Source organism: Enterobacter sp. EC_50, from assembly GCF_019584525.1.
Classification (GTDB): Bacteria; Pseudomonadota; Gammaproteobacteria; order Enterobacterales; family Enterobacteriaceae; genus Enterobacter; species Enterobacter roggenkampii.
Genome location: NZ_VDAF01000101.1, coordinates 1 through 287, shown reverse-complemented (window position 1 = coordinate 287; position 287 = coordinate 1). Strand labels below are relative to the sequence as shown.

Below are 287 nucleotides of genomic sequence, written 5' to 3'. Positions count from 1 at the left end.
GCACTCTGGCCACACTGGAGCGTCTTCTGAGCCTGCTGTCGGCCTTTGAGGTCGTGGTATGGATGACGGATGGCTGGCCGCTGTATGAATCCCGCCTGAAGGGAAAGCTGCACGTAATCAGCAAGCGTTACACTCAGCGCATTGAGCGACATAACCTGAATCTGAGACAACATCTGGCAAGGCTGGGACGGAAGTCGCTGTCGTTCTCAAAATCGGTGGAGCTGCATGACAAAGTCATCGGGCATTATCTGAACATAAAACACTATCAATAAGTTGGAGTCATTACC

At 51.6% G+C, this 287-nt stretch carries 1 protein-coding gene; it reads left to right on the top strand.

The genetic code is table 11. The features are described 5' to 3' along the window. The coding region (locus FHC48_RS23185; protein WP_000317619.1) for an IS1 family transposase at nt 1-272 on the top strand (272 nt) is incomplete at its 5' end. Nucleotides 273-287: the final 15 nt, after the last annotated feature.